At 43.8% G+C, this 25,984-nt stretch carries 22 protein-coding genes and 1 pseudogene; 14 read left to right on the plus strand and 9 right to left on the minus strand.

Going from position 1 to position 25,984, the window contains the following annotated elements; all coding sequences use genetic code 11:
* Positions 1 to 24 precede the first annotated feature (24 nt).
* Both lysA and C5471_RS04405 read left to right on the plus strand, forming a co-directional pair.
* Positions 25 to 1,305, plus strand: coding sequence for a diaminopimelate decarboxylase (lysA, locus tag C5471_RS04400; protein ID WP_133815272.1), 1,281 nt, complete (start codon positions 25 to 27; stop codon positions 1,303 to 1,305).
* 175 nt (positions 1,306 to 1,480) lie between these two features.
* A pseudogene (locus C5471_RS04405) lies at positions 1,481 to 1,828 on the plus strand (type VI immunity family protein); the annotation flags it as partial.
* Between the two features lie 1,120 nt (positions 1,829 to 2,948).
* Here the strand turns inward: C5471_RS04405 and fadE are convergent.
* A complete protein-coding gene (gene fadE / locus C5471_RS04410) occupies positions 2,949 to 5,384 on the minus strand; it encodes an acyl-CoA dehydrogenase FadE (RefSeq protein WP_133815274.1) in 2,436 nt (811 codons plus the stop codon).
* Positions 5,385 to 5,645: 261 nt separating this feature from the next.
* On the opposite strand from fadE, the gene lpcA reads away from it, so the two are divergent.
* Both lpcA and C5471_RS04420 read left to right on the plus strand, forming a co-directional pair.
* Positions 5,646 to 6,227, plus strand: a complete 582-nt coding sequence (gene lpcA / locus C5471_RS04415; protein WP_133815275.1) for a D-sedoheptulose 7-phosphate isomerase — start codon at positions 5,646 to 5,648, stop codon at positions 6,225 to 6,227.
* 24 nt (positions 6,228 to 6,251) lie between these two features.
* Positions 6,252 to 7,019 (plus strand): class II glutamine amidotransferase, encoded by a 768-nt coding sequence (locus tag C5471_RS04420; protein ID WP_133815276.1) that lies wholly within the window; start codon positions 6,252 to 6,254, stop codon positions 7,017 to 7,019.
* Here the strand turns inward: C5471_RS04420 and C5471_RS04425 are convergent.
* Entirely contained in the window at positions 6,990 to 7,724 is a 735-nt protein-coding gene (locus C5471_RS04425) for a L,D-transpeptidase family protein (protein WP_133815277.1), read from the minus strand. The two genes, C5471_RS04420 and C5471_RS04425, sit on opposite strands and share 30 nt — an antisense overlap.
* 417 nt (positions 7,725 to 8,141) lie before the next feature.
* Between C5471_RS04425 and C5471_RS04430 the strand changes: the two genes are divergently transcribed.
* The 10 genes from C5471_RS04430 to C5471_RS04475 all read left to right on the plus strand — a co-directional run bounded on the left by C5471_RS04430 (position 8,142) and on the right by C5471_RS04475 (position 19,409).
* Entirely contained in the window at positions 8,142 to 9,485 is a 1,344-nt protein-coding gene (locus C5471_RS04430; protein ID WP_133815278.1) for a Na(+)-translocating NADH-quinone reductase subunit A, read from the plus strand.
* 3 nt (positions 9,486 to 9,488) lie between these two features.
* On the plus strand, positions 9,489 to 10,727 hold the full coding sequence (locus C5471_RS04435; RefSeq protein ID WP_133815279.1) for an NADH:ubiquinone reductase (Na(+)-transporting) subunit B: 1,239 nt from the start codon (positions 9,489 to 9,491) through the stop codon (positions 10,725 to 10,727).
* On the plus strand, positions 10,720 to 11,517 hold the full coding sequence (locus C5471_RS04440) for a Na(+)-translocating NADH-quinone reductase subunit C (RefSeq protein ID WP_133815280.1): 798 nt from the start codon (positions 10,720 to 10,722) through the stop codon (positions 11,515 to 11,517). Before C5471_RS04435 ends, C5471_RS04440 begins: the two co-directional genes overlap by 8 nt.
* Positions 11,510 to 12,139: an NADH:ubiquinone reductase (Na(+)-transporting) subunit D gene (locus C5471_RS04445; protein ID WP_133815281.1), complete on the plus strand. Its 630-nt coding sequence runs from the start codon at positions 11,510 to 11,512 to the stop codon at positions 12,137 to 12,139. The genes C5471_RS04440 and C5471_RS04445 overlap by 8 nt, the downstream gene beginning before the upstream one ends.
* Before the next feature lie 8 nt (positions 12,140 to 12,147).
* Positions 12,148 to 12,744 carry an NADH:ubiquinone reductase (Na(+)-transporting) subunit E gene (nqrE, locus tag C5471_RS04450; protein ID WP_023045063.1) on the plus strand — a complete coding sequence of 199 codons (597 nt, stop codon included), beginning with the start codon at positions 12,148 to 12,150 and terminating at the stop codon, positions 12,742 to 12,744.
* Positions 12,745 to 12,759: 15 nt separating this feature from the next.
* On the plus strand, positions 12,760 to 13,986 hold the full coding sequence (gene nqrF / locus C5471_RS04455) for an NADH:ubiquinone reductase (Na(+)-transporting) subunit F (protein WP_133815282.1): 1,227 nt from the start codon (positions 12,760 to 12,762) through the stop codon (positions 13,984 to 13,986).
* 109 nt (positions 13,987 to 14,095) lie between these two features.
* Entirely contained in the window at positions 14,096 to 15,091 is a 996-nt protein-coding gene (locus C5471_RS04460; protein WP_207627203.1) for an FAD:protein FMN transferase, read from the plus strand.
* 12 nt (positions 15,092 to 15,103) lie between these two features.
* The gene (nqrM, locus tag C5471_RS04465; RefSeq protein WP_133815284.1) at positions 15,104 to 15,331 is read left to right on the plus strand and encodes a (Na+)-NQR maturation NqrM; all 228 of its coding nucleotides are present in this window, start codon (positions 15,104 to 15,106) and stop codon (positions 15,329 to 15,331) included.
* Positions 15,332 to 15,868: 537 nt separating this feature from the next.
* A complete protein-coding gene (locus tag C5471_RS04470) occupies positions 15,869 to 16,909 on the plus strand; it encodes an AAA family ATPase (protein WP_133815285.1) in 1,041 nt (346 codons plus the stop codon).
* On the plus strand, positions 16,887 to 19,409 hold the full coding sequence (locus C5471_RS04475; RefSeq protein ID WP_133815286.1) for a S8 family peptidase: 2,523 nt from the start codon (positions 16,887 to 16,889) through the stop codon (positions 19,407 to 19,409). Before C5471_RS04470 ends, C5471_RS04475 begins: the two co-directional genes overlap by 23 nt.
* 650 nt (positions 19,410 to 20,059) lie before the next feature.
* On the opposite strand, the gene C5471_RS04480 is transcribed toward C5471_RS04475, so the two are convergent.
* The 7 genes from C5471_RS04480 to C5471_RS04510 are packed head-to-tail and all read right to left on the minus strand — an operon-like array spanning position 20,060 to position 25,934.
* Positions 20,060 to 21,397, minus strand: a complete 1,338-nt coding sequence (locus C5471_RS04480; protein WP_133815287.1) for an MSMEG_0569 family flavin-dependent oxidoreductase — start codon at positions 21,395 to 21,397, stop codon at positions 20,060 to 20,062.
* A gap of 12 nt (positions 21,398 to 21,409) precedes the next feature.
* On the minus strand, positions 21,410 to 21,700 hold the full coding sequence (locus tag C5471_RS04485; protein WP_133815288.1) for an MSMEG_0570 family nitrogen starvation response protein: 291 nt from the start codon (positions 21,698 to 21,700) through the stop codon (positions 21,410 to 21,412).
* Positions 21,688 to 22,740 carry a sll0787 family AIR synthase-like protein gene (locus C5471_RS04490; RefSeq protein ID WP_133815289.1) on the minus strand — a complete coding sequence of 351 codons (1,053 nt, stop codon included), beginning with the start codon at positions 22,738 to 22,740 and terminating at the stop codon, positions 21,688 to 21,690. The genes C5471_RS04485 and C5471_RS04490 overlap by 13 nt, the downstream gene beginning before the upstream one ends.
* Entirely contained in the window at positions 22,737 to 23,300 is a 564-nt protein-coding gene (locus C5471_RS04495) for an MSMEG_0567/Sll0786 family nitrogen starvation N-acetyltransferase (protein WP_133815290.1), read from the minus strand. Before C5471_RS04495 ends, C5471_RS04490 begins: the two co-directional genes overlap by 4 nt.
* Positions 23,301 to 23,312: 12 nt before the next feature.
* Positions 23,313 to 24,392 carry an MSMEG_0568 family radical SAM protein gene (locus C5471_RS04500; protein WP_133815291.1) on the minus strand — a complete coding sequence of 360 codons (1,080 nt, stop codon included), beginning with the start codon at positions 24,390 to 24,392 and terminating at the stop codon, positions 23,313 to 23,315.
* A complete protein-coding gene (locus tag C5471_RS04505) occupies positions 24,355 to 25,422 on the minus strand; it encodes a Nit6803 family nitrilase (RefSeq protein ID WP_242688565.1) in 1,068 nt (355 codons plus the stop codon). The genes C5471_RS04500 and C5471_RS04505 overlap by 38 nt, the downstream gene beginning before the upstream one ends.
* Positions 25,423 to 25,451: 29 nt before the next feature.
* Positions 25,452 to 25,934: an MSMEG_0572/Sll0783 family nitrogen starvation response protein gene (locus C5471_RS04510; RefSeq protein ID WP_133815292.1), complete on the minus strand. Its 483-nt coding sequence runs from the start codon at positions 25,932 to 25,934 to the stop codon at positions 25,452 to 25,454.
* Positions 25,935 to 25,984 lie beyond the last annotated feature (50 nt).

Genomic DNA, 25,984 nt, shown 5'->3' on the forward strand with positions numbered 1-25,984 from the left:
GCTGATTTTTTGAGAGAAACCCTAATGAGTACCTTTATCCGCAATAGTTGTTCTGATCTGATACCCGAAAATCTAAGCTGTCTGCCAGAAACTTATGGTGCTCCGTTATGGGTTTATGATAGCGAAACGATTATTCAAAGAATCAAGATGTTAAGTCAGTTTGATGTGGTCCGGTTTGCGCAGAAGGCTTGCTCTAATACTCACATTTTGCGCCTTATGCGTGAATACGGTGTGAAAGTTGATGCAGTTTCACTGGGTGAAATTGAGCGTGCTTTATGGGCTGGCTTTAGTCCAGGCCGAGAGATGGCAGAAATCGTTTTTACTGCTGATTTGATAGATGTAGCAACGCTTAATCAGGTAACTGAACTGGATATTCCGGTTAATGCGGGTTCTATTGATATGCTGGAGCAGATTGGTCAATGTAAAAAAGGGCATCCGGTATGGTTGCGGATTAACCCTGGATTTGGTCATGGTCATAGCCAGAAAACCAATACTGGTGGTGAAAACAGCAAACATGGTATTTGGTATCAAGATCTCTCACAGGCAATTGGGAAAATTCGGCATTATGGATTGAAATTGCTTGGTTTGCATATGCATATCGGCTCTGGTGTTGATTATCAGCATCTTGCCAGTGTGTGTGATGCAATGGTTGAACAGGTTATTCTCTGTGGTGAAGATATTCAGGCAATTTCAGCCGGCGGTGGTTTATCTACTCCTTATCGGCAGGGGGATGAACAGATCAATATCGCCCACTATTTTGGGTTGTGGGATGATGCCCGTAAAAGAATTGAGCAACATTTAGGCCATAGCGTTACGCTGGAAATTGAACCTGGGAGATTTCTGGTTGCTGAATCCGGCATTCTGATGACAGAAGTTCGGGCTGTTAAACAGATGGGAAGCCGTCATTATGTGCTGGTGGATGCGGGATTCAATGACTTAATGCGTCCGGCAATGTATGGCAGTTATCACCATATCTCGGTTTTGCCTGCTGATGGACGTCAACTTGAACAGCTGCCATTACAGGAAACATTAGTCGCAGGTCCGTTATGTGAATCAGGTGATGTTTTCACACAGGTTGAGGGTGGTGGGGTTGCGCCAAGAATGTTACCGCCTGTTCAGGTTGGTGATTATCTGGTTTTCCATGATACCGGTGCTTATGGTGCGTCAATGTCTTCTAATTACAATAGTCGTCCGCTGATCCCAGAAGTGTTGTTCATAAATGGTAAACCTCAATTGATTCGCCGTCGTCAAACGATTGAAGAGTTATTAACGCTGGAGGAGGTATCTTTTACATCTGTGCTGTGAAATATGGGGCGATACTTTAAGGTATCGTCCAAACCTATCCCTTAATCCTGTCAGTCCGCCAGTATTTCTTTAAAAAGCATTTGCTATGTAAAACCGATACCACTATTTAGCTACTGTCCTTGCAATATTAGCTAGTGTGACATTTGCCACAGCTTCATAATTAACGGAGAAAATTATGGAAACTTTAGATTATTTTTCCCAGTTGAGATCGCAACTGACCTCTTTTCTTTTTCTCAATGCCGATGGACTGGCCGTTTCCCGCTTGGGTATCTCGATTACCCTGTTTTTTAAACAGGGCTACACCCTAGAGAAAAAGCAATGTATTCTGGCTTGCTATCGCCGCTTTCGTGAAGAATTTGGCGCTCACCTGCGTTTTCATACTCATGAGCTAAAAGGGTTAAAAAAATATTCCCCGGAAAATATTGCCAAAGTGGAAGAAGGTATTCTTAATCGGAAAAAAAACCAGCTTTCTAGTTGGGTAGTCAGTGATGCAAAAAATATCTATGAAGCTCCTCTCTATATTTAAAAAACTGCACTTATAGTTAAATCCGTCTTTTATATAAAAGCTTTAATACATCTGTTTTCGTGCTTTTAAATGGTTATGGCAGGACAGGTAAATGTAAAATAAGCGAAGGATAACATCGTTGATAAACACATTAAACATGATAGGGAATAAGCCGTTTTTAGTTATTCTGTACCTTTTCAAAATCTGGCATTAATGGATACCTGTTTTTTATCCTCAGTTAAATAACGTTTCATAATTCTGCCACACACAGCCTTCTTCAACCAATTGTTATACATAGAGTTATGAGTGATATAAGATGTAGCACCATTTTAGAATCTTATTTAACGGATCACCGAAAAAAACAGCTTACCGATCGACATCTATTTAAATGGTGTTTAAATAAATCGGTAAAATCATTTAATAACCGCCCCGGAAAAACACAGGGTGGGAAAATACCGAATGAATTATTTAAAGGAATACGAACATGTTTACTTCCAGATTAACGATGTGCAATTATTATGTGAATCCACCGTGACAAAATAATAACATTAACCCAATAACAAAAACATGCGATTATATTAAAGCATTTAACAGGGTTAACCATATTAAGCAGATTGTCAGTTAAAAAGCATTAAAGATTATTAGAAAAATGAACGTTGTTATTAATACCGTTAACTCATCTGTTATTCTCGCTGGTTTTAAACCTAAAAAAATAAAATACAAGAAAATGAAAAACGAGGGCGGATTCACATGATAAGCTATTAAATAAATAGTGCAATAAAAAAATGGATAAAACGGTTGATTTAGCCGGATTAAAGCCCTGAAAAAGGCTTGATTATCCGAAGAAATATAAAGGGGTATCTTTATATCATCAGGCTATTTACTGGCTGATTTATTCTTTTTATTTTTTAAATTACTACGTTGTTAGCTGCTTTCACTTATATTAATCCGTCAGACCTTTCACTTTCGTTAATGCCATTAAAGCATTGTAGAAAAACCAATAAACCGACAACACATTATCTGAAATTTTCGACGATGCGAAAACATCCCTTGTTTTTAAATGGATTGGTTAACAATCTGGGGCGATACCTTAGGGTATCGCCCCGTGATTACGTTCATTCTTTCGTTGTCAGCAGTATCAGGCTGCTTGCGTTCTTGGCTTTTCGACGGGAGCAGGAACAGCCAACACTTCTGGTTCAAACTCATCGACATTAATAGAACGCAGACGGCTTGCTTCAGCGCGTTTCAGAATTTCAGCCTCGTCTTGCGAAATCTTATGCTCTGCCAGTGCCTGTTCCGCCAGTTTATCCAGGCGGGTAAAGCTAAGGCGTTTACCTGCTTCACGGCTCAGGCGGGCGTGGATCGGTTCTGCGGCAATAATATCGTGCAGAGCTTCTTCCAATAATCCGTGAGGGTTATGTTCGGTCGGTGTCAGGAACTGACCACGACCGATGCGATCACGGGTAGCTGAAGGTTGTTGTAAGAGCTGCGCCAGTTTGTGATCCAGACGGTCAGATGGGGCTGAATGTACACGTCCTAATGGGAAGACAATAGCACGCATCAGACCTGCAACCAGACGGTTCGGGAAATTACGCAGTAAATTATCTATCGCCTGTTCTGCCTGATACAAGCTATCCTGAACGGCCCATTGGACTAGCGGTAAATCTTCTTTTTGACGACCTTCATCTTCATAACGCTTCAAGGTCGCTGAGGCCAAATATGCTTGACTCAGAACGTCTCCAAGACGGGCGGAGACACGTTCACGACGTTTCAGGCTGCCACCTAATACCCCCATTGCCACATCTGATAATAGCGCAAGGTTGGCACACTGGCGGTTTAATTGCTGATAGTAACGGCGGGTTGCATCATTAACCGGTGTGCTGCTGGTGCGGCCATTGGTCAGGCCAAGCCAGAAACTGCGTAACAGGTTACTGGCAACGTGACCGAGGTGGCTAAACAATGCCTTATCAAAATCTTTAATACGGTTATTTTCAACCGCAGCCATTTCATTAAGTACATAAGGATGACAGCGAATAGCTCCCTGACCATAAATAATCATGTTGCGGGTCAGAATATTGGCACCTTCAACGGTAATGGCGATAGGTGCGCCCTGATAAGCGCGGGCAAGGAAGTTGGATGGGCCAAGGCAAATACCTTTACCACCAGCAATATCCATTGCGTCAATAACCGAACGCTGGCCTCTGTGAGTACAATGATATTTCACAATCGCCGATAATACGGAGGGCTTCTCGCCCAACATGATACCTGTTGTAGCAAGCGTTGAAGCGGCGTCCATCAGATAGGCGTTACCGGCAATACGTGCTAGCGGCTCTTCAATCCCTTCCATTTTACCAATTGGCATTTTGAACTGACGGCGAATATAAGCGTATGCGCCAATCGCCATAGCAACGCTTTTCACCCCCCCGGTTGCGTTTGACGGCAGGGTGATGCCACGGCCAACAGACAGACATTCAACCAACATCCGCCAGCCTTGTCCGGCCATTTTCGGTCCACCGATGATATAGTCGATAGGTACAAAAATATCTTGACCGCGAGTCGGACCATTCTGGAATGGAATGTTCAGCGGGAAATGGCGATGACCAATTTCGACTCCTGGTACATTTGTCGGGATCAATGCACAGGTAATGCCTAACTCTTTTGTATCGCCCAGTAAATTGTCAGGGTCAGACAGTTTGAAAGCCAGACCAAGTACGGTGGCGATAGGGGCAAGGGTGATGTAACGTTTGTTCCAGGTTAGACGCATACCCAGAATTTGTTCGCCTTGCCATTCTCCCATACAAACTACGCCGGTATCCGGGATTGATCCTGCATCAGAGCCGGCTTCCGGGCTGGTCAAAGCGAAACAAGGGATCTCTTCACCACGGGCAAGTCCTGGTAGATAGCGGTTCTTTTGTTCGTCGGTGCCATAATGCTGTAATAATTCACCTGGGCCGAGGGAGTTTGGTACACCTACGGTGATAGCCAGAATGCCGGATGTCCCCGCCAGTTTTTGCAATACCCGTGCTTGCGCATAAGCTGAAAATTCCAGGCCGCCATATTCTTTTTTAATAATCATGGCAAAGAAGCGGTGTTCTTTCAGGTAGTTCCATAACTCAGGTGGTAAATCGGCAAGTTCATGGCTTATCTGGAAATCATTGGTCATGCGGCAGGCTTCTTCTACCGGTCCATCCAAAAATGCTTGTTCTTCCGCGGTTAACTGAGGCTTTGGATAATCATGTAGTTTTTTCCAATCGGGTTCACCGCGGAACAGTTCGCCTTCCCACCAGGTAGTGCCGGCATCAAGCGCTTCTTTTTCCGTGCGGGATAGACTTGGCATCACCTTACGGAAGGCTTTTAATGCCGGAACAGTAAATAAGGAATGACGCATTGGCGCAAAATTCAACGGGAATAGAATGATGGCCATGGGTAGCAACATCCAGTAGCTCCATGCATCAATAGCGCCCATTAAGGCGGTATAGACGAGGAGCAGTAGGCTGCTGAGGCTGAGATTGACTTTGTGATAACAAAGTATCCCAATCAAGACTAAAAATAGAATGATACTCAATGTGGTCATAATAAAAGCTCCTGGTTAATCTCAGGGTCGGCCAAGTCATCAGAGGTCTGACCTGTTGGTGTTCTTTTCTTTTTAGACCAGGAAACTGTTTTTAGCAATATATTTACATCTTAATTACAATGCAGCTCACAAACTCGTGGTAATCGGGAGCGGATTAATTTCCCTAAAATGGGATGGCATCTTCTTTCAATACTCTTGATCCGGTAAACTTGCCATTCGGCATAACATTAAAGATTACCTGATGACTGAAATGAGGAACCTATGTATCAAAACCTGATCCGCAGTGAATTGAGCGAAGCCGCAGATACGCTGGCAAAGTTTTTAAGTGACGATGCAAATATTGAAGCGATTCAAAAAGCGGCGGTATTACTGGCTGATTCATTTAAAGCGGGTGGCAAGGTACTGTCTTGCGGTAATGGTGGTTCGCACTGTGATGCAATGCATTTCGCGGAAGAATTGACAGGCCGTTACCGTGAAAACCGTCCGGGCTATCCGGCGATTGCGATTTCTGATGCCAGCCATCTTTCCTGCGTCAGTAATGATTTTGGTTATGAATTCGTTTTTTCCCGTTATGTGGAAGCGGTCGGGCAAGCAGGGGATGTCTTGCTGGGTATCTCCACTTCCGGTAATTCCGGCAATATTATCAAAGCCGTTGAAGCTGCCCGTTTAAAAGGCATGAAAGTGATTACGCTAACAGGTAAAGATGGCGGTAAAATGGCCGGCGTGGCGGATGTGGAAATTCGTGTCCCGCATTTTGGCTATGCAGATCGTATTCAGGAAATTCATATCAAAGTTATTCATATCCTGATTCAACTTATTGAAAAAGAGATGGTTAGAGCTTGATTTTAGCGGCTACAGAGGTGGGCAATGTGTGAATTACTTGGCATGAGTGCAAATGTGCCAACAGATATCTGCTTTAGTTTAAGTGGTCTGATTCAGCGTGGCGGTCATACCGGGCCTCATAAAGATGGTTGGGGGATCACTTTCTATGAGGGGCGGGGTTGTCGCACATTTAAAGATCATCAACCAGGTTGCCATTCACCCGTTGCCCGTTTTGTACAAGAGTACCCGATTAAATCCAGAGTGGTGATTTCGCATATCCGGCAGGCTAACCGGGGTAATGTGGCGTTGGAAAATACCCACCCTTTTATCCGTGAGATGTGGGGGCGCAATTGGACCTATGCCCATAATGGGCAACTTAAGGGTTATCGGCGGCTTGAAACCGGTCAATATCGGCCTGTCGGGCAAACTGACAGCGAACATGCTTTTTGCTGGATTTTACATCAACTCTCACAAAAATATCCAAGGACTCCCTCTAACTGGCCTGCGGTTTTTCGTTTTATTGCTTCACTGGCGGATGAACTCAGGAAAAAAGGTGTATTTAATATGCTGCTGTCAGATGGGTGTTTTGTGATGGCATATTGTTCAACTCATCTTTATTGGATTACCCGCCGTGCGCCGTTTGGTAAAGCAAAACTTTTGGATCAGGATGTTGAAATTGATTTCCAACAGCACACTAAGCCGGATGATGTCGTTTCTGTCATTGTGACTCAACCTTTAACCGGCAATGAGTCCTGGAACCGGATTGAGCCGGGTGATTATGCGCTATTTCATCTTGGTGAGCGCATATCGTGATTGATTCTGCAAAGATGGCGATTTATAAGGTGTTGAGTTAACCGAATATTGACCATTGATGACGTTAATCGCTGCCGGCCGGTTATTTTTGACAAAATACTCATAGGCCGGTTGTAATTGCAGCCAAAATAGATAATGGGAGGATGAGCGGTGGCGTAACATGTTCTTCGGTGTCATTCTGAATGGATAAATGCTGATATCAATTTCATACTGTCCGCGTAATAATGCACTTTCTGCATAATGGTAAATCTCATCCATGTAACCGTTAGTCATCGCGTAACAACCGACAGATTTACACTCGCCGTGGATCATTAAATGGTTGCCGGAGTAGCCTCTGGATTTATCGTATTCATTTGGAAAACCGAGATTAATAGATCGGTAATACCGACTATTTGGATTTAGCTGACTGGTTTTTACACGATAAAAACCTTCTGGGCTTTTCAAATCACCTTCTGTGGTTTTAGGGCCGAGGCCACCAGAGTAATTGCAAATGGGGTAGCTTTTAGTCAGTTGGTAGTTTCCATGATTATTTTTAGTGTAAAGCTCCAGTATCCGCTCCTCTTTGAATATTTGGATAAAGATGGGATATCCGGGTGGCGTGGGGGAGCCTTGCTTAAGTTGAACTAAAGTATCCTGAGCATAGACAGGTAGGAATGAACTAAAAAACAACAATGTTATTGCAGCAAAAGCAGCAGTTTTTTTCATGTGACTACCGTATAGAGATGTTGTGGGCTAACCTGAAATTTAGCTTAAGATTGCCATGAGTGTTCGATTTTGTGAATAAAAAATAATAACCATGGTTTTATCCTGTAAAGTGATCATGAGATCAAAAAATAATCAGCTGTCGGGAAAGGTGATGCAATAGTTCGTTTTTTGCGATCTGTTGATTGTTCAGGGTCAAAATTATTCCTGTTTGCTTGAACTAAATCACTTGATTAGTCAGACAGTCGAAAGAGGGAGATGTTAAAATTGCCGCCCTGAGATTAAAAGAAAATCGTAACAATTATCGGAGAATTATAACCTGAGCACGATTCGTGACTTAAGGGGTTTTTTATAGAGTGGCTATGTTACCACCAGGTAATCTGTAGCATATGATTTAATTGATAAACTTGTGCAAATCTTATGATTAAAATTAAAAAAGGACTCGACCTCCCGATTGCAGGAGCGCCTGCTCAAGTGATAGAAGACGGTCCGACGATTCGCCATGTAGCACTGCTGGGTGATGAGTATGTTGGAATGCGTCCTTCTATGTTGGTTAAGGAAGGTGAGCATGTTAAGAAAGGCCAGATTCTTTTTGAAGATAAAAAGAATTCAGGGGTAGTTTTCACCAGTCCGGCCTGTGGGCAGGTCGTTGCGATTAATCGTGGTGAGCGACGTGTTTTTCAGTCAATTGTGATTGAGATAACTGGAGACGAGCAGGTTGATTTTGACCGTTATGATCGTTGTCAACTTGCCCAGTTATCTCGGGAACAAGCAGAAAAGAATCTGATTGATTCCGGGTTATGGACTGCACTGCGTACCCGTCCTTACAGTCAAAGCCCGGCTCTCGGCTCCTCGCCGAAAGCAATTTTTGTAACAGCAATGGATACCCAGCCTCTGGCTGCAAATCCACAGGTGGTTATCGCTACCGAGGAAGAGGCTTTTGTTGATGGTCTGAATGTGCTGACCAGATTAACCGAAGGTAAAGTTCATGTTTGCCACGGTGCAGGAAGTTTGCCGAATGCCGGTAATAATGCACAAATCACTTATAATCAGTTCTCTGGTCCACATCCTGCGGGACTTGCTGGAACTCACATCCACTTTATTGAACCCGTCAGTGCGACAAAAACGGTATGGCACCTGGGGTATCAGGATGTGATTGCTATCGGTAAGTTATTCACTACCGGCACACTTTATACTGACCGGGTTATAGCACTGGCAGGGCCACAAGTTGAGAAGCCGCGTCTTATACGCACCCGCTTGGGTGCAGACCTACTTGAGTTGACTCAGGATCAATTGAACGCGGGTGAAAACCGTATTATTTCAGGCTCTGTATTGTGTGGTACGCAGTCAGATGATGCTCATCACTATCTTGGACGTTTCCACACCTTAGTTTCTGTTTTGCGTGAAGGCCGCGAAAAAGAGCTGTTTGGTTGGATCATGCCGGGCACCGATAAGTTTTCTGTTACTCGAACTACTATTGGTCATTTCCTGAAGAATAAGCGTTTTGCTTTTTCAACCACGATGAATGGTGGTGAACGCTCTATGGTGCCAATCGGTAACTATGAGCGTGTTATGCCTTTGGATGTGATGGCAACGCATTTGCTGCGGGATCTGCTTGCAGGTGATACCGATAGTGCTCAGGCACTGGGTTGTCTGGAGTTAGATGAGGAAGACTTGGCGCTTTGTACCTATGTCTGTCCCGGCAAATATGAATATGGTCCGGTACTGCGTGAAGTGCTGACTAAGATTGAGCAGGAAGGATGATCCATGGGCCTGAAAAACTTGTTTGAAAAAATTGAGCACCACTTTGAGCCCGGGGGAAAATTAGAAAAATATTACCCGTTGTATGAAGCGATAACGACGATTTTCTATACATCAGGTACCGTTACTTCTGGCCGTGCCCATGTCCGTGACGCTATCGATCTAAAACGTATGATGATCACAGTATGGCTGGCGGTATTCCCGGCAATGTTCTGGGGAATGTATAACGTAGGTCAACAGGCGCTACCTGCACTGCATCATTTATACAATGGTGCAGAATTGCAACAATTGCTGGCATCTGACTGGCACTATCGTGTTGCTCAACTTCTTGGTGCCTCACTGACACCTGATGCGGGTTGGGGCAGTAAAATGTTGCTTGGGGCAACTTATTTTTTGCCTATTTACGCGGTTGTATTTGTTGTTGGTGGCTTCTGGGAAGTCCTGTTCGCCATTATCCGTAAACATGAAATTAACGAGGGATTCTTCGTTACTTCTATTCTGTTTGCGTTGATTGTTCCGCCAACAATTCCCCTGTGGCAGGCGGCGCTGGGTATTACATTTGGTGTTGTGATTGCGAAAGAGGTCTTCGGCGGCACTGGTCGTAATTTCCTGAACCCGGCATTGGCTGGTCGCGCTTTCCTGTTCTTTGCTTATCCTGCACAAATTTCAGGTGACTTGGTATGGACTGCGGCTGATGGTTTTTCCGGGGCGACCCCGTTGTCTCAGTGGGCTGCCGGTGGTAGCCAAGGATTAGTGAATACCGTTACCGGTCAGCCTGTTACCTGGATGGATGCTTTCATTGGCAATCTTCCGGGTTCTATTGGTGAAGTTTCTACGCTGATGATTTTCATCGGTGGGGCAATCATTCTGTTTACCCGCATTGCTTCATGGCGCATTGTCGCTGGTGTCATGTTGGGGATGGTCGCAACTTCCTATTTGTTTAATGCTATCGGTTCAGACACTAACCCGTTGTTTGCTATGCCGTGGTATTGGCACATGGTTCTGGGTGGTTTCGCTTTTGGTATGATTTTTATGGCGACAGATCCGGTATCCGCCTCATTTACCGATAAAGGTAAATGGTGGTACGGCATTCTGATTGGTGTGATGTGTGTTCTGATCAGGGTCGTTAACCCGGCATACCCGGAGGGTATGATGCTGGCGATTCTGTTCGCCAACCTGTTTGCGCCATTGTTTGATTATCTGGTAGTACAAGCCAATATTAAGCGGAGAAAAGCCCGTGGCTAATGATAAACAAAAAAATAATGACAGCATCGGCAGAACGTTTATCGTTGTTTTTGTGCTCTGCCTCGTTTGTTCAATTGTTGTAGCAGGCTCGGCGGTAGGGCTGAAATCTCAGCAACAGGAACAAAAACTGCTGGATAAACAGCGTAACATTCTTGATGTTGCCGGGTTATTAACCCCCCAAATGAGTGCTGATGAGCTTAAAGAAACGTTTAAAAGTCGTATTAAAGCTGAATTACTGAATCTGGATACGGCAACGCTTGAAAAGAGTCATGGCAAGTTTAACCTGAATGATGCGTTGCGCAGTGATGATACCAGTATTGCATTGCCTCCTGAGAAGGATCTGGCGAAAATCCGCCGTCGCGCCAATATGGCGGAGATCTATCTGGTGAAGGATGAACAGGGTAAAACCAGTGAAATCGTTCTGCCTGTTTATGGCTCTGGTCTGTGGTCTGTTATGTATGCCTTTATCTCTGTTGATGTGGATGGCAAAACCGCCCGCGGAATTACCTATTATTCACACGGAGAAACCCCAGGGCTGGGTGGTGAGGTTGATAATCCGCAATGGCGTAAAAAGTGGATAGGTAAAAAACTGTATAATGATGAAGGCCATCCGGCGATCAAAATTGTCCGTGGCGGTGCTGCTGCCGATAATCCTTATGGTGTTGATGGCTTGTCTGGTGCGACTCTGACCTCTGCTGGTGTGCAGAATATGTTTGATTTTTGGTTAGGCGATAACGGTTTTGGTCCGTTCCTGAAAAAAGTACGCGAAGGAGCGTTGAAAGATGGCTGATAGTAAAGAAATAAAACGCGTCCTGCTTGGGCCATTATTGAATAACAACCCGATTGCATTGCAGGTTTTGGGGATCTGTTCCGCGCTGGCTGTAACAACCAAACTGGAAACTGCGTTGGTGATGACAATCGCTGTGACGTTGGTTACCGCATTTTCTAGCTTTTTTATCTCATTGATCCGTCATTACATCCCCGGCAGTGTACGGATCATTGTACAGATGGCAATCATTGCATCATTGGTTATCGTCGTAGACCAAATTTTACAGGCATATGCTTATGAGATTTCCAAGCAATTGTCTGTATTCGTTGGTCTTATCATCACTAACTGTATTGTCATGGGGCGTGCAGAAGCCTATGCCATGAAGTCTCCCCCTATTGAGAGTTTTATGGATGGTATCGGTAATGGGCTGGGTTATGGCGTTATTCTGGTACTGGTTGGTTTCCTGCGTGAGTTGTTTGGCTCCGGCAAATTGTTCGGTATTACCGTTATGGAATCCGTACAGAATGGTGGCTGGTATCAGCCTAATGGCTTGTTCCTGTTAGCACCCAGCGCGTTTTTCATTATTGGTATGCTGATTTGGGGTCTGAGGACTTTGAAACCAGCGCAGGCTGAGAAGGAGTAACTGACAACATGGAACATTTTATAAGCCTGTTTGTCCGTGCCGTCTTTATTGAGAATATGGCGTTGGCTTTCTTCCTTGGTATGTGCACTTTTTTGGCCGTATCGAAAAATGTCACCACAGCGTTTGGTTTAGGTATTGCAGTAACGGTGGTTCTTGGGATCTCTGTTCCTGCCAATAACCTCGTTTATAACTTTGTCTTGCGTGACAGTGCATTGGTTGAAGGGGTTGATCTCAGTTTCCTGAACTTTATTACTTTTATCGGCGTGATTGCGGCATTAGTGCAGATTCTTGAAATGATCCTCGATCGTTATTTCCCTTCACTCTATAACGCGCTCGGCATCTTTTTGCCACTGATTACGGTTAACTGTGCAATTTTTGGTGGTGTTTCTTTCATGGCGCAGCGTGACTATAACTTTTCTGAATCTATCGTATATGGCTTTGGTTCCGGTATAGGCTGGATGTTGGCAATTGTTTTGCTGGCTTCTATTCGTGAAAAAATGAAATATGCTGATGTTCCGGCAGGTCTGAAAGGATTGGGGATCACCTTTGTCACCACGGGTTTGATGGCATTGGGTTTTATGTCCTTCTCTGGTGTGCAGTTATAAAGGCGAGAAGCGTTCATGGATATAATAATTTTAGGCGTAGTGATGTTTACCCTGATTGTGTTGGTACTAACGGCCCTGATTTTGTTCGCAAAATCAAAGTTAGTTAACACCGGGAATATTAAAGTTGAAGTTAACGGCGATCCGGAAAAGAGTTTTACCGCTCCTGCCGGTGATAAGTTGCTGAATATGTTATCAAGCCAGGGCATTTTTGTCTCTTCTGCCTGTGGTGGTGGTGGCTCTTGTGGTCAGTGCCGTGTAAAGATTAAAGATGGTGGTGGCGATATTCTGCCAACAGAGCTTTCTCACATTAGTAAGCGTGAAGCAAAAGAGGGTTGCCGTCTGGCTTGTCAGGTTAATGTAAAACAGGACCTGAAAATCAAATTACCGGAAGAGATATTCGGTGTTAAGAAATGGGAGTGTGAAGTTATCTCCAACGATAACAAGGCCACTTTCATCAAAGAGCTAAAACTGAAAATCCCTGATGGGGAAGTCGTGCCTTTCCGTGCTGGTGGCTATATTCAGATTGAAGCTCAACCACATATTGCTCGTTACTCAGATTATGATGTGCCGAAAGAATACCGTGAAGATTGGGATAAATTTAACTTGTTCCGTTTTGTTTCTGAGGTGAAAGAGCCGACAGTTCGTGCTTACTCAATGGCGAACTACCCAGAAGAACACGGCATTATCATGCTTAACGTTCGGATTGCGACGCCACCGCCAAGGGATTCGCAAGCGCCGCCGGGAATTATGTCTTCTTATATCTGGTCACTGAAATCCGGTGACAAAGTGACTATTTCTGGTCCATTCGGTGAATTTTTTGCAAAAGATACTGATGCGGAAATGATTTTCATCGGTGGTGGCGCGGGTATGGCACCTATGCGTTCTCATATTTTTGATCAACTTAATCGATTGAATTCAAAACGTAAGATCAGCTTCTGGTATGGTGCTCGTTCTAAACGTGAAATGTTCTATACCGAGGATTTCGATCAGCTGGCGGCTGAAAATGAAAACTTTACCTGGAATGTGGCGCTATCTGATGCATTGCCTGAAGACGACTGGGATGGTTACACCGGCTTTATCCATAACGTTTTGTTTGAAAACTATTTAAAGGACCATCCGGCACCGGAAGATTGCGAATTCTACATGTGTGGACCTCCGGTAATGAATGCCGCAGTGATCAAGATGTTAAAAGATCTTGGTGTTGAGGATGAAAACATCATGCTGGATGATTTCGGTGGCTGATAGGCCATAAACAGTTTGATTTAATGCTGGCGCCCACAATTTGTGGGCGCTGGTGGTTCAGGAAGGGTAATGAATTGTGCGTAAAAAGATAAGTAGCTGGATAGCGTTAATGTTTGCAGTACTGTTGTTGGCAGCATGTGATGGTCAGGAGCAGCAAAATATTCATGGGCAAACGATGGGGACTTATTACGTCATTAAATTTGTCACTGGCTCGTCGGCCCCCTCGCCAGAAATTTTGCAAAAAGAGATTGATCGTTTGCTGGAAGAGGTTAACGACCAGATGTCAACTTATCGTCCTGATTCTGAATTGAGTCGTTTTAATCAAAGTCGTGAAATTAACAAGCTATTCCCTGTATCACCGGCGACAGCAAAAGTGGTCAAAGAAGCGATCCGTATTAATAGATTAACGGATGGTGCATTGGATGTAACAGTGGGGCCGTTGGTGAATTTATGGGGTTTTGGCCCTGAAGGCCGTGTGACGAAAGCACCTTCTGAAAGTGAACTGGAAAAACGTCGTGAATGGACGGGGATTGAGAAGCTGGCGGTGGAAGGCAATAATCTGATTAAAACAGTGCCGGAGCTGTATGTCGATTTGTCATCTATCGCTAAAGGCTATGGTGTAGATGTTGTTGCTGAATATCTGGAATTGCAGAATATCAACGATTACATGGTTGATATTGGTGGTGAAGTTCGTACATCAGGCCATAATGGTAAAGATCTGCCGTGGCGGATTGCGATTGAAAAGCCTTCTGATACCGGAATGGAACAAAGTGCTCAGGAGGTGATAACGCCTGGAAATATGTCGATTGCTACTTCTGGCGATTACCGTAACTATTTTGAACAAGATGGTGTGCGCTATTCACACACGATTGATCCAAAAACAGGTGATCCTATTTCGCATAATCTGGTCTCTATTACTGTAGTTGCACCGGTTTGCATGAGTGCTGATGGGCTTTCTACCGGGTTGAATGTGTTAGGGCCGGAAAAAGGATTGAAAGTTGCAGAAAGCTTGAATATCCCGGTTTTTATGATTGTAAAAACAAAAAATGGCTTTGAAGAGCGTTATAGTAAAGCCTTTGAGCCATACTTACAGAAAAATCAATGAAAGGAGAAGGGAATGTTAAAAGTATTTATTGCAACCTTCATCTTTTTCCTGCTGGCTTTTGCGGGAATGTCATTAGGTTATATGATTAAACGTAAAAGCATACAAGGGAGCTGTGGGGGTTTAAGCAGCATTGGGGTAGAGAAAGTGTGTGATTGCCCAGAACCTTGTGATGCTCGTAAGAGACGTATGGCTCGTGAAGCAGCCCGACAGGTTCAGTTAGAGAAGCATCGGATTATTTGAGTTTAATAAATCGGCGGAATACTCCTTCCCAAATGCTAATTAGGGGCAAAGCGAACTTTTAGTATTTGGGGGAGATGGATATTTAAGCGTTAATAGGGCACGGAAATGATTTGAAAAGTAGCGACATGAATTATTTAAGGGAATACGAACATGTTTACTTCTAGATTAACGATGTTGCACTTATTATGTGAATCCAAGTGACTTTGTGAAACTATGTGCTAATAATCAATATGTGAAATAAGTTACACGTTTACGTCAACAGGGTGGTCAGTAGGCATAGAATTGGATGTAAAAACGTCGATCGACGGAATAGTTATCCAAAATATTGGTTTTTTTATTTAATATTTAGTTTTTTTACCTATTTCTCTGCTAAGACAACTAGAAATTGGATTTTGAAAATATTTTTTATATATACTTTCTCAGTCTTTAAAGACTAAAAACACAAGCATTATTACGTTTACTCTGTATCGGCTTACTTGCTAAACTCCTAGAAATATGCAAGTGAATTTCAGGCAAGCAAAAGATAGGAATATCAACGTGGCAAGCGCAGAGCAACTCAAGGCACTTATCAAATCGTACATCAGTCGCGATGATAGCCATTTTTATTCAGTTGCTATGCAAGTTGCTGCGCACGAAGCCAAACAAGGACACGGTAGATTGGCAGAGGATCTGCTAAATTTACTGGATAAAGCGAAAGCAAAACTCGCTAATGATAAGGGCGGTAAATTAGTTCCATTAGCCAATGCCGCTAAAAATCGTACTGATCTTGGTAATTTACTTAATGTAAGCCACCCTGCTTATCGCCTATCTGACGTAGTATTGGATGAATCTGCCAATATACAGCTTCAAAGATTGATAAGAGAACAGCGGATGATGTCTCGCATCAAAGAGCATGGATTGTCACCCAGACGAAAAGTACTGCTTGTTGGCCCACCGGGAACAGGAAAAACGATGACTGCATCGGCTCTCGCTGGTGAGTTAGGTATTCCCTTGTTCCAAGTTCGTTTTGATGCCTTAATTACAAAATTCATGGGAGAAACAGCGTCTAAACTTCGGCAAGTGTTTGATGCAATCGCTGATATTCGGGGCGTTTATTTCTTTGATGAATTTGATGTTATTGGTTCCCAGCGTAGTCTTGCAAACGATGTTGGTGAAATTCGTCGAGTACTGAACAGTTTTCTTCAAATGATTGAGCAAGACACCTCAAATAGCATAATCATTGCTGCAACAAATCATCCTGAAATATTGGATTATGCACTGTTCAGGCGTTTTGATGATGTCATCGAATATCACTTACCTACTTTAGAACAAGCCTTGAACTTGATTAAGTCTCGTTTAGGTTCTTTTATACCTAAGCCTTTCCGTAAAAGTGGATTAGAAAAGCATGTACTAGATTTAAGTTATGCTGAAATTTGCAGAGCGGTAGATGAATCGATAAAAGATGCAATTATGAGCGACCGCACTCAAGTTGATCCCGTTGTTCTAAAGCAAGCTTTAGAACAACGTCGTTTAATCAGTAATAAACTATCAATTAACGAAAAAAATAAATTAAGCTATGATGGAAACAACGCACGATAAAAGGCTACATCTAACTCTCCCAAAAACGTCTATTTCCCAACTATATACAGCTCACTCCACTGGCAGAGGTTCATCACAAGATCTTCCAGAGCGGGAGCGTAGGGAGCATGGACAAGCTCTAAATGCACAATTACAGCAGTTAAAAGCCATTGCAGCCAAATCGCGAAATCAGCATATCCAGTTAAAACTCAGAAGTGGTATTGGCTTACAGGTTGAGTTTGTTGGTCAGCCCGACGTAGCCCTTGCGTTTGAAAGTCTTAGCAGCGAAAAAGGTAGGAACAAAGACAGACATATTGAAGTACTTAGTATTCACGAAGAAGAGGCGGTTATCTCTGCCAACGTATTTATTCCTGACGGTAAAATTAAGCACTTTGAGAATTATGTTCAGGATTATTTGAAAAAAAAGTGTCGAACCGATGGTCAAGCTGCCGATCACAAAGCGCTAATAAACACTATTTCTTCGATACGGCTTGCCGGAATAAGGTCATTATGGACCGATGATCTTGATCTTCTTCCTACTGATTTAGATGAAGCGTTTTGGTGGGAGGTTTGGCTTCCTGTCAGAGGCAACAGAGATGCCGTTGTTGCAGATTTTCGTAAGTTAAGCCATCTCGCTGAATGTCGTATTAGTGAACATCAAGTTCCTTTTCCTGAACGAACCATTACATGGATGTTTTGCTCTCAAAGACAATTTTCCCGTGCAGAATTGATTCTAAATTGCGTAGCAGAATTAAGACGAGCGAAAGATACCGCAGAATTCTTTGTCGGTTCTTCAATCACGGAGCAACGGCTTTGGTCTGATGATGCGCTTGAACGACTACAGACTCCATCGGAAGACGATAATGTACCCTATGTTTGTTTACTCGATTCAGGAGTAAATCGCGGGCATCCAATGCTTGCTCCTGTATTACATCAGCGAGATGTGCATACGGTTAATGATGCTTGGGGTATAAATGATACGGCTAATCACGGTACGGGTTTAGCCGGTATAGCTGTTTATGGTGACCTGTTTGAAACGTTAACATCCAATACCATAATCGATATTCGTCATCGTCTTGAGTCAGTAAAACTCACGCCAAGTCAGGGCGCTAACGCAGGAGATGCGAAACAGCATGCTTACTTGTTTAGCGCTGCGGTAGCCCGACCTGAAATTTTATTTGGTCAACGAAGACGCGTCTTCTGCTCTGCCGTTACTGCTACTGACTATCGTGATTTTGGTCGTCCTTCCGCTTGGTCATCCATAGTTGATTCCCTTGCTGCTGATGCTCTGTCAGGTAACGCATTCCCCCGTCTTTTCGTGCTTTCGGCTGGAAACATATGCGATAGAGATCACTGGGCAACATATCCTGACAGCCTTTCATTAAACCAAATCCATGACCCGGGGCAAGCCTGGAATGCAATTACCGTAGGCGCATTTACTAATAAAATTGACATCAGCGAAGATGATGTTGATGACTTTTCCTCTGTCGCCGGCCAAGGAGCATTAAGCCCTTTTACCACGACATCTATTCAATGGGACAGGGTTTGGCCGTACAAACCAGACGTCGTATTCGAAGGTGGGAATGCGGCATCAAACACAGAAATTGTCGATAACTTCGCAAGTTTAGAGCTACTAACTACAAACGCTTCTCCACAACATCGCCTTTTCTGGACAACAAACGCGACTAGTGCGGCTTCTGCCCTTTGCGCCCGTATGGCAGCGCAATTGATGGCTCAATATCCTTCCCTACGCCCGGAAACAATTCGTGCGCTGATTACTCATTCTGCACAATGGACACCAGCGATGTTGGAGATGTACCCAGCACGCACAAAAAAAGGCTACGCATTGCTTGTCCGCCACTGTGGCTGGGGCGCACCCAATATTGAAAGAGCACTGTGGAGCGTAAAAAACAGCTTAACGCTTATTGCAGAAGACAGCTTGCAACCCTATCGAAAAACTAACAAGGGAATTAAAACGCGCGACTTAAACTTACACACTTTGCCTTGGCCGCAAGAGCAACTACAGGTGTTGCAAAATACAGAGGTTGAAATGCGTGTTACGCTCTCTTACTTCATTGAACCCAATCCATCAGAACGCGGGGGAGCTTCGAAGTATCATTATCCATCACATCGCCTTCGGTTTGCTGTGAAACGACAAATGGAGTCGTTAGACGAATTTACCACCAGAATCAATGCGGCTGCTGATTCGGATGATAATGATTATGGTGCTACAGGCAACGATGATAATTGGTTATTGGGAGCAACACAGAGACACAAAGGCTCATTACATCAAGATATTTGGCGAGGAACCGCGGCAGAACTGGCTAACTGCGGGTATCTGGCGGTTTATCCTGCGCAGGGGTGGTGGAGAACGCGAGGTGTGCTTGAGCGTTATGATTCCGTGGCAAATTATAGCCTTATCATTTCTATCCATGCACCGCAAACAGATGTAGACCTGTATGCAATCATACAAAATATGGTCGAGAGTCAAATACAGAATCCTATCGAAATATCAGCTTAATTTATTGATTTTTATGTGATAATTCAATGCATCCAGACCGCTGACAAACCCTATTATTTTGAATGTGGCTTGTTTTTTCATTATGAAAAATGCTGTATCCATTTTGCCCCATTAAGCCGGGTCCATCCACCATTTTGGCCTCTGCCACACTGGATATCCCTTCCATCCACAGATAAAAATAACACAGCGCCAATGTCAGTATAACATCGACGTTTTTTGAGAGCATAAAATCTATGGTTATCCCCGTTTTTGCAACAATGATTTTGATTAATGGCGGTCTTGCTTTTTTCCAGATTTCAAAATCACACTGACTGACAAAGCGTTGGTTTTTTATTTGGCATTTAATTTTTTGTTTCCCTATTTCGTTGCTAAAAATGAAATTGTGTTTTATGAAACGTAAAATTCGCTGAAAAGAAAACTGAAACTTGCTATTGTCGGTAAAATATTTTCAATAACGCCTATACCAGAAGTATCTAAAAAAACTCTCTTATAAGTATTTAGGTTTAAAATACACTATTCAAATTGGTTGAATGGAAGGCATTTTACAATGACTACAGACCATATGATGGTTTGAAAAGTAAAACGCCTTATCAGACTCTTATTGAAAAAATAAGAGTTTAAAAATATTTTGTCAGGCGAAGTGAGAAATTTCACATTTGAGATATTCTTTCATCTTTGATTTCAGATTTAGCTCCTTTAATTAAAGTAGATAACATATCTATATTTTGCTGACTTATTTGTTGCTCAATATGCTGCACCACATAGGCGGCATCCTGATTAATCCCCATAAAACGCCCGGAGCCCCATGTATATAACCACGGTAAACCAATAAACGTGACATCCGGATCGATGGTAATACCACGGTCATGTTTTGGATAACCATTGGCTTGAAAAATATCTAAATCAAGCCATGAATAATCTGGTCTAAAACCAATACACCAAATCACGGAAGTAATATTTTCTTTTGCTAAATCAATGTGGGTGATTTCCTGTTCAGGCTGCCAAACAGGTTGATACACCGATGCAGGTTCATCGGTTGCAATATTGTTTTTCTCTAAATATTCATCAATCGAGGCATTAATGCGATTATAAGTGGCATCGGCACTGTCCAGGTTTTCTGATAAATTTGGACTAAACCAGAATTGACCCTCTTTAAAGTCATCAAAATATCCGAACAGTTGCATACCTTCTAAGGCAAATTTGCGCAGGTCAATATCACGCCCACCATCACGCCCGGTGACATAGTGGTTGGTGCTGTTACGTACTTCTTCACTATAACGATGATTGTTGACCGTAGTTTCGTAATAACCCATATCAAACAGCCATTTCACTACATCTTTACCGCGATAGAATCGGGCACAACGTGGTGCATTGCCTGTCGATAAATAGACTTTTTTGCCTGCCAGATGTAAATCTTCGGCAATCTGTGCACCGGACTGCCCTGACCCAACCACCAACACCGCACCTTCAGGCAGTTGATCTGCATTTAAATACTCTTCCGAATGCATCACTTTCACCTGCTTAGGCAAGGCATCGCTGAGTTTTGGATAAATCGGGGTGTGATACCCACCTGCTGCAACGACAAGCTGTTTGGCGGTGGTTGTACCGTGATTGGTTTTAATGACAAACTCATGTGCCGCCACTTTTTTCACCTGTTCTACCTGAATATTTAAAATGGCAGGAGGGTTGATTTTTTCAATAAAATCATCAAGATATGCCTCAATCTCAGGCTTTGTCATAAAACCGTCAGGGTCTTTTCCCTGATAAGGATGTTCAGGCAATAGACACTGCCAGTTCGGTGTCACCAAGGTAAAATTGTCCCAACGTTTACGGTGCCAGCTAGGGGTCAACTCGGATTCTTTTTCTAATATCACGTGGTCAATGCCTATTTTTTGCAAATAATGGCTGATAGATAAACCTGCCTGACCACCACCAATAATCACCACATCATAATCTGGCTGTAACATTTGATTTTGGATATTTAACATGGGACACCCCTCTCATTGATTAGTCATTTCAATAATTTCAATTTGATCTTCCGGACTTAACCCGAAGAACTGGGCTTGGCGTTTGATCATTGCCAGAGTGTCCATTGCTGAACTACAGGCAAAGCCATAACGTACCTGCACCCTTTCCGATGCGGCATTCAGGCCATTTTCAACCTGATGCAAGAACTGCGTACTTGGGTAATGCTGACCAATGGACAGATATTCATAAATCACCGTTGAAGGTGAGTAATATTGAATCAGCTCCCCATCAGGCCATTTCACAGTAAAATTCACACTGGGCATAACATAGACTCCTGCTGACTTTTAGCCTCAATCTGTACGGATTGAGCCTGTAACTTGGTTAAAACATCGGCATAACAAAAACCGGTAAACATTTGGTTGTTAAAATCCCAAAATATGTCGTACTGCTGCTGCTGCACTGCAACCGCACCACTGACATTGGTTTCACCAATCACCGCGCAGGCAATGCCCTGCCGGTGAAACAGCCCGATAATTTCTTCACATTCATTTGCATCGGCTGTCAGTAAAAAACCAAAACTGGGGAAAATTTGCAGCCATTTAAACCAGTCCACATCATCAGGTTTAGGAATGGCATCTAAGTTGATATGCGCCCCCGATGCTGTCGCTTCGAGCAGCATCAACAAACTGCCTAAAATACCGGCATTGCTAATATCACGGGCGGCATGAGCCAGATTTGCCTCCGCCAATTGCGGCAACAAGGCAATTTGTGACTGTAAAATGCGGTCAGGCACCTGTTCAAAGCATTTCCAATAAGTGGTATTAGCGTGGAATTGCCCTCGCAGATTTAACGCAATCAGAATTTTTTGTTGTGGTTTGACATGCAGCACCGAGAGCAGTTTTCGCGCTATGCCTTGAATCGCAACGGATAAAGTGGGCTGATAAACGACGTCAAGATGGGTATGTCCACCGACCAATGGCACACCATAAGCACGACAAGCATCTTGCATACCTTGCATTAATAACTGGGCATGTTCGCTACTGGTATGCCAAAAACTATTCACCACCGACAATGCCCGGCCACCCATTGCGGCAATATCACTGATATTCGCCATCACCGCTGACCATCCGGCAAAATAAGGATGATGGGTCACAAAACTGGGTAGCATGCCTTCACAGGCGTGCAATACATATTGACCATTTAGCGGCAGTGCCGCCGTATCATCTCCGGGACAGGCATATAAGTTATCCAATGAATCCATGTGGCAAGTTGTATTGACTGAAACCGTGTGAGCAATCGCCTGTTTGGACTGCATAGCGGGTGTCTGTTTTAACATTTCGAGTAGTTGATTGAGTGCCATCATCGGGTCTCCTTTAGCATATAGGCTTGCATTGGGATATGCTGTAACGGATAGTTTTCAATCTGTGCCTGCATCAGCACATGTGGAATGCTGGCAATGGTCAACTGACGCAAGCTATCCCAACATAACCTTTGGAAATAGCGTTCATTTTGACTTTGCACGGTGGCTAAAAAAGTACGGCATCCCAGGTTTTTGGCGGTTGATACTGCGGTATTGATTAATGCTTTACCAATGATATGGTGACGTCGATATAAAGGTTCTACGCATAAACGCCCGCCATACCACGTCTGTTCGCCATCAGGGAAAATCCGCACTGCACCAATCACACGGTCATGCTCACCAAACATTTTCCCAATGGCAACAATGCCTAATGCTTCAACATCGTGCTCGTCGCGATCTTCTTGCAAGATTTTCTGTTCATCGCGAAAGGTGATTTCACGCAAACGATAATATTGGCGACGCTCCCAATCTTCCGACACAATTTTGATGGCAATATCATCGCTAATAAATGGTTTCAGCGCTTCATTCAGATCAAGCAGCCAAGGATAGTGAGAAAGTTTCATATCACATTCTCCTTACTCATACGCTTTCAGCGAAGAGCAAGCGCCACATTTGGCGCAGCCTGCTTGAGTATTTTCCGAGTTCAGACCCTGTTGTTTAAGTTGCTGTCCAATTTTCGGATAAAGCGACTGCATAGAAGCGTGATCAGGTTTAGGATGATGCTCTAATGGCGTACCTTGAATCGGCACAAACGGCACTACAAATGGATACACCCCCATTTCAGTCAGTTTGGCGGTCATCTCCACGATTTCCTGTTCAGTGTCGCCCAAACCGGCCAAAATGTAGGTACTGACCTGTCCCCGACCGAATACGGCAACGGCTGCTTCAAATGCCGCAAAATATTTCTCTAACGAGACTTCGGCTTTACCCGGCATAATTTTCTGCCGTACACGTTCGCTCACTGCCTCAAGGTGCATCCCAATCGACACAGCTCCTGCCTCTTTTAAACGTTGAAACCAGGCAAAATCATCCGGTGGTTCGCACTGTACCTGTATTGGCAAATTGACTTGTGCTTTAATCGCTTTAACTGAGTCATATAAAATTTTTGCCCCACGATCTGCCGTATTTGGCGTGCCTGTGGTGATCACCATTTGCTTGACACCATCCAGTTCAACGGCGGCTTTCGCGACCTCCGCCAATTGTTCCGGGCGTTTACGGATTAAGGTTCGACCCTCTTTTAACGACTGATCAATCGAGCAAAATTGGCATGCAGTTGCTTTGTCCTTCATACGAATGCAATGCTGTAACACCGTTGTCGCCAACACATCATGGCTATGTAAGGTCGCAATTTGTTCATAGGCAATGCCTTCGGCGGTTTTTAAATCATAGAAACGGGGTCGAGCAGGTGCGGTTAAGGTCGCCACCGGGATCCGGTTTTTAAAGACAATCACCTTACCGGAGTGCGGTTCAGGCCTTGCGGTATAGGGCGAGTCTTGTGCTGCAAGGTTCAGCACAGGGATCATCATGGTCTGCCCGTCAAGGCTCAACGCTTTATGATCGCTTGGCCCTGCGCCACCTTTACGGGACAAACCAAACTTGCCTTCCCATTTCAGACCATTACATTGCAAATCGGTCAATAGTTGTATTGCAGACATCTTTACCCCCTATCGATTGGGTTTGCATCAATATGGTTTCGACATGCTCTTCATTGGATTTTGAGTGCCTTTCGAGATGACTTTGATCTGATGGTTCAACTTTCAGTTCGTGTAATACATGTGTTGGACGACGATCAATCAATAAACTGAGCAATTCAGGACGGCTGTAATGTCCAATCGAATCCATCATGCGTTTGCGTTTATCAATCAGGTTGAAATCCAGATCGGCAATGCAATAACTTTCACCTTGCGTGATCGGTTTAGCCAGGAACTTGCCTTCGGGAGAAACAATGGCGGTAAAACATCCGCCGGAAATTGGACCGACATCACAGCCAGTATCCTGCATAATTTGCTGTTGCTGTTCGGGATGCAGCCATGCAGTGGCATTGACCACAAAACAGCCAGACTCTAAAGCATGGTGTTGAATGGTTGCGTTAATTTGATCGGCAAACACTTGCCCTACCAACGAACCAGGAAACATGGAAGCATGAATTTGCTCACCATCTGCCATCAAAGAAAAACGTGCCAACGGGTTGTAATGTTCCCAACATGCCAGCGAACCAATACGTCCCACCGCAGAATTAATGGCACGTAAACCACTGCCATCACCTTGCCCCCACACCATTCGTTCATGGTAAGTTGGGGTAATTTTGCGGCGATGCTGAATGATTGAACCATCGGCATCAAATAACAGTTGGGCGTTATAAATCGTACTGCCTGCACGTTCATTAATGCCAATCGACACTACCATGCTGGCTTCAAGACAGGCTTGCCCAATCGCTAAGGTTGCTTCGGAAGGGACAACCACCGATTCATTCAACAGCTTTAAGTGTTCTTTACCCATGGCGAATGGTGGTTGTACGAAGGAAAAATAAGGGTAATAAGGCACGACGGTTTCAGGAAAAACGGCAAATTGCACCCTTTGTTTTCCAAGCTCTAAAATAATGTCACAGATTTTTTTTACCGTTGCGACTTGACTATAAAGCACTGGACTGCATTGCACTGCGGCAGCTTTAACGATTCTGTTCATAACCTTATCCCCTTATAGTTTATATTTACTTAGACAGTCCAAGTATCAATGATTAAGGCATTGTCACGACGCATCAGCAGTTTTAAATCCATCACATCTAATGGATTAATAGGACGGATCCCTGGAATAAGCGCTTTTTCGGTTTGACCATACATCGCTTGCAACGCAAAACGGCAGGCATAGACTTCGCCACCTTCTGCCATAAAGGCTTTCAACTGATTATTGACGGCCAGATGACCGGGAAAAGCTTCTGCCCCTAAAGTTGGAAAACCGCGTTGTACACCCAACTGCACGCCTGGGCCGTAAAGCAAGATTTTGGTTTCAAAGCCTTTACGCAATAAACGCTTTGCTTGTAACACGTTGAGCAGTCCAATTGATCCTTCAAATACAACGGTATGGAAAGTCACCAATGCTTTTTCACCCGGCTGGGCTTTGACGTCCTCAAACACTTTTTCTTCATAATCAACGAGAAAATCGCCATCTTTATATTGTTCGATATCAATGTTTGGCATAGCAGCCTCCTAGTTCAATGTTATTTGGGAATGAACCAACATGTAGTCTA

It is taken from the genome of Photorhabdus tasmaniensis (genome assembly GCF_011189505.1).
In the GTDB taxonomy this organism is placed as follows: domain Bacteria; phylum Pseudomonadota; class Gammaproteobacteria; order Enterobacterales; family Enterobacteriaceae; genus Photorhabdus; species Photorhabdus tasmaniensis.